5 protein-coding genes are annotated in these 6,531 nt (G+C 64.0%); 3 read left to right on the forward strand and 2 right to left on the reverse strand.

Annotation, left to right across the window (positions count from 1 at the left end; genetic code table 11):
• Positions 1-82 precede the first annotated feature (82 nt).
• A complete protein-coding gene (locus E1181_RS21380; protein ID WP_132677422.1) occupies positions 83-1,177 on the forward strand; it encodes a hypothetical protein in 1,095 nt (364 codons plus the stop codon).
• Here the strand turns inward: E1181_RS21380 and sepF are convergent.
• A complete protein-coding gene (gene sepF, locus E1181_RS31550) occupies positions 1,174-1,698 on the reverse strand; it encodes a cell division protein SepF (RefSeq protein WP_165944707.1) in 525 nt (174 codons plus the stop codon). The two genes, E1181_RS21380 and sepF, sit on opposite strands and share 4 nt — an antisense overlap.
• Positions 1,699-2,186: 488 nt before the next feature.
• Here sepF and E1181_RS21390 point away from each other — a divergent pair, with 488 nt between their 5' ends.
• On the forward strand, positions 2,187-4,172 hold the full coding sequence (locus E1181_RS21390) for a hypothetical protein (RefSeq protein ID WP_132677424.1): 1,986 nt from the start codon (positions 2,187-2,189) through the stop codon (positions 4,170-4,172).
• A gap of 717 nt (positions 4,173-4,889) precedes the next feature.
• Here E1181_RS21390 and E1181_RS21400 read toward each other — a convergent pair.
• The gene (locus E1181_RS21400; RefSeq protein WP_235876928.1) at positions 4,890-5,699 is read right to left on the reverse strand and encodes an SAM-dependent methyltransferase; all 810 of its coding nucleotides are present in this window, start codon (positions 5,697-5,699) and stop codon (positions 4,890-4,892) included.
• A gap of 199 nt (positions 5,700-5,898) precedes the next feature.
• Here E1181_RS21400 and E1181_RS21405 point away from each other — a divergent pair, with 199 nt between their 5' ends.
• Complete coding sequence (locus E1181_RS21405) at positions 5,899-6,351, forward strand: TetR-like C-terminal domain-containing protein (protein WP_207922244.1); 453 nt, start codon at positions 5,899-5,901, stop codon at positions 6,349-6,351.
• Positions 6,352-6,531: the final 180 nt, after the last annotated feature.

Below are 6,531 nucleotides of genomic sequence, written 5' to 3' on the forward strand. Positions count from 1 at the left end.
TCGATCGTTGGCATGCCTCGTTTTGGCTGAACTGACTGGAGAAAGCGCCCGACGGGTCCTTGGGTCTCGTACAGTCGATGGCGTGACGACCTCGTCGAGCGAACCGCCGGCAGCCGTGCCCACGACCTGGAGCCCGCCTCAGCCGAATAAACTACCTGGCCTGCGCGAATCGCTAGCTGACTCGATGCGAAACCCGTTTCAGCACCAGGTTCTTGTCCGCAATCTTGCTGGTCAGCGGGGTACGATGAGGTCGCTTACGGGCGACTTCAACAAGGACGCAGCCGACCTTCTGAAGCAGGAACGTGATCGGCTCTTTGCGGCCGAGCTGTTCTACATCAGCGCGGATATGACTCGTCTGGCGCTTGCATCGGTAGAAACTCTGCCTGTGCACAACCTGCACCCCGAGGATGTGCCCAGCGAGTATGGCTTCATGGTGTTTGCCGAACCAATCGGTGCTTACCTGCCGGAACCAGATCCGAGGTTTCCCGCCGCAGCGAATGACGTTGTGACGATCGTTGCTGCTTCGTGGGGGCCGCTCGCCGGTGTCGTACCCGGTGACCCGGGTGTTTGGATTACCTTCTGGTCGGCCACGGACCTTTCAGTTGAAGTTCCACTGGTCATGAAGCACCGCGGCATGGACCAGGAAGAAGCCGAAGCATTTATTCGCCGGCGCCGAGCCGAATTGAACTGGGACAACGAGGTCATCACGCGGTTTGGAGCAGTCGGAGTCCAGATTTTTGAACACACGGACAAGGGCACCGTCGTCCACAAGCATGAGTTCGAAGGGTCAAGGGCCGACTGGCAGCAGGTGAAAGCGACGACGATTGCCTGGTCACAGGTTGTGCGCGCAACCTGGCTCCTGATCACGCAGCCAGGGGTGACCTCTGTCGATGAGCACCCTCTACCGCGCAACATTCGCCGTCGAGCGGCTCGTGAGGGCTACAACCCCAACGCGGTGCGTGTCGTCCGGATCCGAGACCGTGCGGATACCCCCGTCGCCGAAGGCGCGGGGCGCAACTACCAGGTCCGATGGACTGTGCGCGGTCACTGGCGCAATCAGTGGTACCCCTCGCGCGAAGAGCACCGCCCAGTCTGGATCAACCCGCATATCAAAGGCCCCGCAGAAGCTCCGCTGCGAACCGGCCAGACAGTCCATTTGGTGGATTCAGATGACTAGTCGCCTTGCGCTTCGCGAGGGTAAGGCGGCTCGCTAGCTGGATTGGCATCAGGCGCAACGGAGCCGACGTCGTTGATCGCCGGGCCGGTATAGACCATGAAACGCCGAGACCCTACGCGTTCGATAGCACCCTTCGTGATGAACGCGACCCCGGCACAGAAGTCGATCAGCCGTTTGCTGTCGGGCTCACTACTGTCCTGCAAGTCCAGCAGGACAGGAGCTCCGTGGGCCAGGTGCTCACCGAGCTCGCGAGCCGCTAGATAAGACGTTGGCCTAACCGATACCAGGCGATCAACGGTGGGTGCCGTTACAGGGTTCCGGGTCGCGTCGGCTGTCAGTTCTGCAGCTTCATCGGCTGAGCGGTCGAACGTCGCGCTGATCCCACTCGTGCTCGCTTCTAGCCCTGACAGCTTTGCGAATAGTTCGGCAATGCGGGTTCGAGCCGCGATGACAACGACGATCAGCAGGACCGGCCAGATGAGCGTCCTTAGGTACTCGAGTACCAGGCGAGCAATCTCCACGCTCGGAGCATATTGAGGCAGCATGTTGAACCGCAGGCGAACGGAAATGATCGGATGAGGGCGAGCAACGGGCAACTTGCTCTTGGCCGGACGGAGCCATGAAACCCGGACGGCTACGGCGGGCCATGATCCCGGGAACGGCCAGGTTGGCAGCGTTCTCGGTTCCGTCGCACGATCCCGTGGCGGACGGCCGACGCTTTGTCGGGGGATCACGCTAGCCTTATGATCAACGCCGTTGCTGCGGTGGCCTGACGCCTGTGCACTGGACCGAGGTCCGGGTGCGCACGACCCGCGTCCGCTTGTCTGAGCATTGGACGAGCAACCGGATTGCTGACGGCTTGCGCATTGACGCCGAGTCCGTTCCGTTGGCAAGACCGCGGTCTGTCCGGGATGACGAGGGTGCGTAGCGCTCAGGTGGTGCTGCCTCGCGTAGGGTCTGCCGGTCGCGTTGTCATGGGCGCACCGGCCAACGCAGAAGGGGTCGGCCAGTGAGCGCCAACTCATTCCTGGATCGCGACGAGCTTCGAGAGATCCCAGTAATTCCTGTCAACGGCTCCCGTAACGCCGACGGTGTTTTCGAGCACCGGGTTCCACCATTGAGCCAGACCACGAAGGCCCAGAACTATCTGCTGGGCCACGATGAGATCCACCTGCCTGAGGATGTGATTCGACGGCTCGTTTACGGCGCCGTCGAGCCGTACGGGCTGCAGGGAATCCGCGTCGAGCGCCATCGAGTGGAGTCCGGCTGGCTGGCCGTCTTGACGTACCGGGCCTACTCGCTGATGGTTTCGATGGCGGTCGAGAACGACAGGCTGCTCAACGTAGCGCACTACGCGGCGGATCCGAAGGCAGCTGGCGGGAACCTAGCACTGGCAATGCCGCAGCCGCATCCTGAGCACGCGGTCCTGGTTCACGCTGGCGAGTTTGAAACCGTTTTGAGATCGGTTGATTGGGCTGCGAGGGGCGTAAAGCGCGTCAATCCGCAGGACGTCGGGGAGCGTCTGGTCGAACGCCCGCTCATGCTCGTGCCTGCGACTTTCCAAAGCACAGCCGGAGAACCGCAGTACGATGTGACGTCGGTGGACGGCAATGGTCGCCTGGCGGCTTGTCTGAGCTGTATTACCGTCGAACGCGGATGGCTGGAGGACTCCCGTCAGCGTGAGCATGTCGATCTGCTCCCGTCCCATTTGATGAAGCTACCCTTGCAGGAACGTCGAGAGCTAGTCCGCAAGGTCGCCAAGGCCGCTCACAAGCGCTTGGCTCAGCCACCAGTCGACGGCGACCGAGCCGACATCCTGTCCCGAAACAGGGCAGCGAAGACTCTTAACGCTCTCACCATTCCGGTTCAAGTGATCGTCGGTTACCTCGACGACGAACCCGAGCGTGCGATGCAGCGCTTCCCGACGGCTGTCCGTGCTCTCCTGATGCGCATGAACGTCGGGGTCAAGCCCTTTGCCGACGGCGCGAAGAACGCTGTTACGGCAGAGGAAATTGTCGCCGGCCTGCACGACGAAAACCTGTTCGGCGCTGGCCAGATCGCGGCCGCCTACCGCGACGTTCTCGTCGGCCGCGGCGACGTGACCGCAGGAATGCGGGAGCTCGGACTGGACCCGAGTCTGCCTGACTTGCGGTTCGCCGCGGTCGTGCAGCAGCTGACCCGTAAAGAACCGCAGTTCAACGCGTTGGTGAGGTCCAAACTCCACCAGGCCAAGCTGCTGCTGGCTCACCGAAACGGACCTGTCGTGGAGCTGGGTCTGCGATCATATTCAGCGAGCGCAGAGCAGAAACTGTTCTCATCGGCCCGAAAAGCACTGGAGACAGGGTGCTTGTGGCAGGACCTCGTCGATGAGGAATGGGCCGTCGAGAACATCGACACGAACGACGCTGTCGATGACCTCCTTGCCCGCGCGGACGCGGGCTCCCGTCAGGCCGCACTCCTACTCGGAACCCTCGGCATGGTCGCTTTGGTCATGTCCGGACATCTGCTAGCGGCTGCAGGTTCCGCCGAAGAAACGGCTGGCACGACTATTGACCGCTCAAACGTCGGACAGATCATCAAGAAATTGCTCGAACACGGCGCGGGCCGCAGTCTGCTAGCCGACGCGATCAAACGGACCCGCGCAAACCAGCCACTACGGTGGTGGGACGACGAGACAGGCAGGCTTGTGTCGCAAACTGATAAGTGGAAGGGCTCCACTTATGCCGCGTACCTGCGCGCTGCTGCCCGGCACGGCTTCGGAGGCAAGGCGGTAAGCGGCACCCCAGTAGAGAAAGAGGCCGACGCTCTAACGCGGTTTCAAGAGGATGTCGGGTCGTCTGCTGGGCGGCTCCTGGACCTGATCGACTTGCGGGAGGAACACGGCACGCTCGACCTTCTCCCGTGGACCGAGGTCGAGGCGACAATCAACCAACTCGGAGAAATGAACGAGGACCTTCGAGAGATCTCCGAAAAGAAGCCGCGCGGGCTGCGGTGAGGCGTCCAGTCTGGTCCGGTGTCGTCGGCATGACACCGGACCGATATGCCGGCCTTGCTCGCCTGGCGGGTCCCTGGCTGGAGGAGTACCGGGACTGCCCAATCCTCCTCGACCAGTGCAGCGGCAGCGAGCAGCGCGCGGTGTATGTCGTCGTCAACGAAGACGGCAGAGCCTGCTACTGCGGCAAGACCCGTCCGACTCGGGTGCTGCGGCACGGTGCCGCAGTCATTCGGCTCAGACAGCACACAAGGCTGGGTTCTTCGAAGCGCGAGGAATGGGCGGCGTATTGGGTCTTGCCTCTGCTACCCGAAACCCCGGATACATTCGTTGACTGGCTTGAACGCACTATTGCGGCACGACTCGGGCTCCCTCTCCGCAACCGCCACTGGCGACGAAATACCTGAACACAACCGCCGGCCGATCTCGGCTGTGGCCGTACCTGCGGACCACAGCCGGGTAGGGCCCTGTGACACGCCGATGACACGAAATGGTGTTGATAGGCGTGACCAGAGTCGGTGGCGGAGGGTTACTGTGTTGCTGTCTGCGCAGGTAGATGATGGTGTCGACGGTGTCGATGTCCCTTACAAGCAGGGGGTCGTTGGTTCGAACCCAACTGCGCCCACTTCTGAACCGGCCTCGTGCGGACTCTTTTTCTCCTCGGGTTGCGCCTTCACGGCCCCGAACGGGTCGTCAATTCGGCGGCCGCCGGTGGGGTCTTCACGCGATGTGGGCCAGGGCTGCCCAGAAGGCGGTTCGGGCGCCTTCTGCTGGTGTGGAGCCCGGTTCGGGGCGCCAGTCGGTGGCGTAGACCGCGCCGGGGGTGACGAGCTCTCGATCGCCGATGAGGTTGGTGAATTCCTCGAAGCTGCGGTGCCGGGCCGCATTCGTGGTGCTCGAGTACAGGCGATCGATCTCGGCGACCTTCTCGGGGGTGTCGTAGTGGTCGGTGATGTGCGAAACCGCCAGGTAGCTGCCTGAGGGGACGGCTCGGCAGTAGGCGTCCAGGATCGCGGCGGGGTCCTTGGCGTCCGGGACGAAGTGCAGGACTGCGACGGCCAGCACCGCCACGGGTTGGCTGAAGTCCAGCAGCTCGGCGACTCCGGGCGAGTTCAGCACCTCTTGCGGATCTTGCAGGTCGGCTTGCGTGATGGTGACCGCGGGGCTGCCCGACAGCATGCGCCTGGTGTGCGCGACAGCGATGGGCTCGATGTCGACGTAGGCCACCCGCGTCGACGGGTCGACCGCGTGCGCGATCTCGTGGACGTGCCCGACCGTGGGAATGCCGGATCCCAGGTCGAGGAACTGCCGGATGCCGGCGTCGAGGCAGAACCTGACCGCGCGCTGCAGGAAAGCTCGGTTCGCACGGGCACCGGGAATCATCGTCGGAGTCACCTGCACCGCTCGTGCGGCTGCGGCGCGATCGGGTGCGAAGTTGTGCGAACCGCCCAGGTAGTAGTCGTACATCCTGGCCGCGTTCGGCGTCTCGATGTCGAGATCGCCACCGACCCAGCTCGTTGTCTCGCTCACCTTCCGGCCCTCCTTCGGTGCCACGCCGCCGATCAGCTGATCGTCTCGCCGCGGCCGGTGTCAACCGCCGTCTCGGTGCCGGTCCGTTCTGGACCGCGAGGCCGCTCGGACCTGTTCTCGCAGCGCTCGTTCCGGTCGCCACAACGACGTCGGGGCGGCCTTCCGCGCCTACGAGCAGCGCCAACGCCCGCACGCGGCGGTGGCCCAGGAGTTCGCGCGCGGCGCAGCCGAGCTGATCGCCCGCGACGGGATTTGCGGGCTGCGCTACGACCAGGTCGCCGAGGTCAACAAGACCCAGCGTCTACCGCAACTGGCCCGATCGGTACGCGCTGATCGCCGACGCGCTCGCCACCTTCGGCGCCGACGTCGCGCCCTGCACGATTCAGGCGACATCGACGCCGATCTCGTCGACTTCCTCGAAGCCCTCGCCGCCGCCACAGCGAGCTCGCGAGGCCGGGCGCTGCTGACCGCGGTGGCCTCAGCGCGGGAGAACCCCGATCTGCGGACCGTCGTCGACGACGTCTTCGACCGACGCCTGAGCACGCTCGACGATCGATTGAAGAGCGCGATCGAGCGCGGGGATCTGCCCCCGAGCGAGACTTCCTTCGTCGCCGAGATGCTCGCCGGCCTCCGCGCCACCCACAGCACCTGACACGCCCCGACCCTCTCCTTCCCGGAGGACGTCGGACGGGAACCCTCGCCCCGCTCAGAGCCTGTTCCTGAACTAGCGAGTGAGGCGCTTGCTGATGGTGTGGATCATGGCCCAGCGGACCATGGCTTCGTGGTGTTCGGGGCGGCGTTCGTAGTCGCGCACGCAGCGGCGGTGCTGGTT

Origin of the sequence: Saccharopolyspora terrae, assembly GCF_004348435.1 — a bacterium.
GTDB lineage: Bacteria > Actinomycetota > Actinomycetes > Mycobacteriales > Pseudonocardiaceae > Saccharopolyspora > Saccharopolyspora endophytica.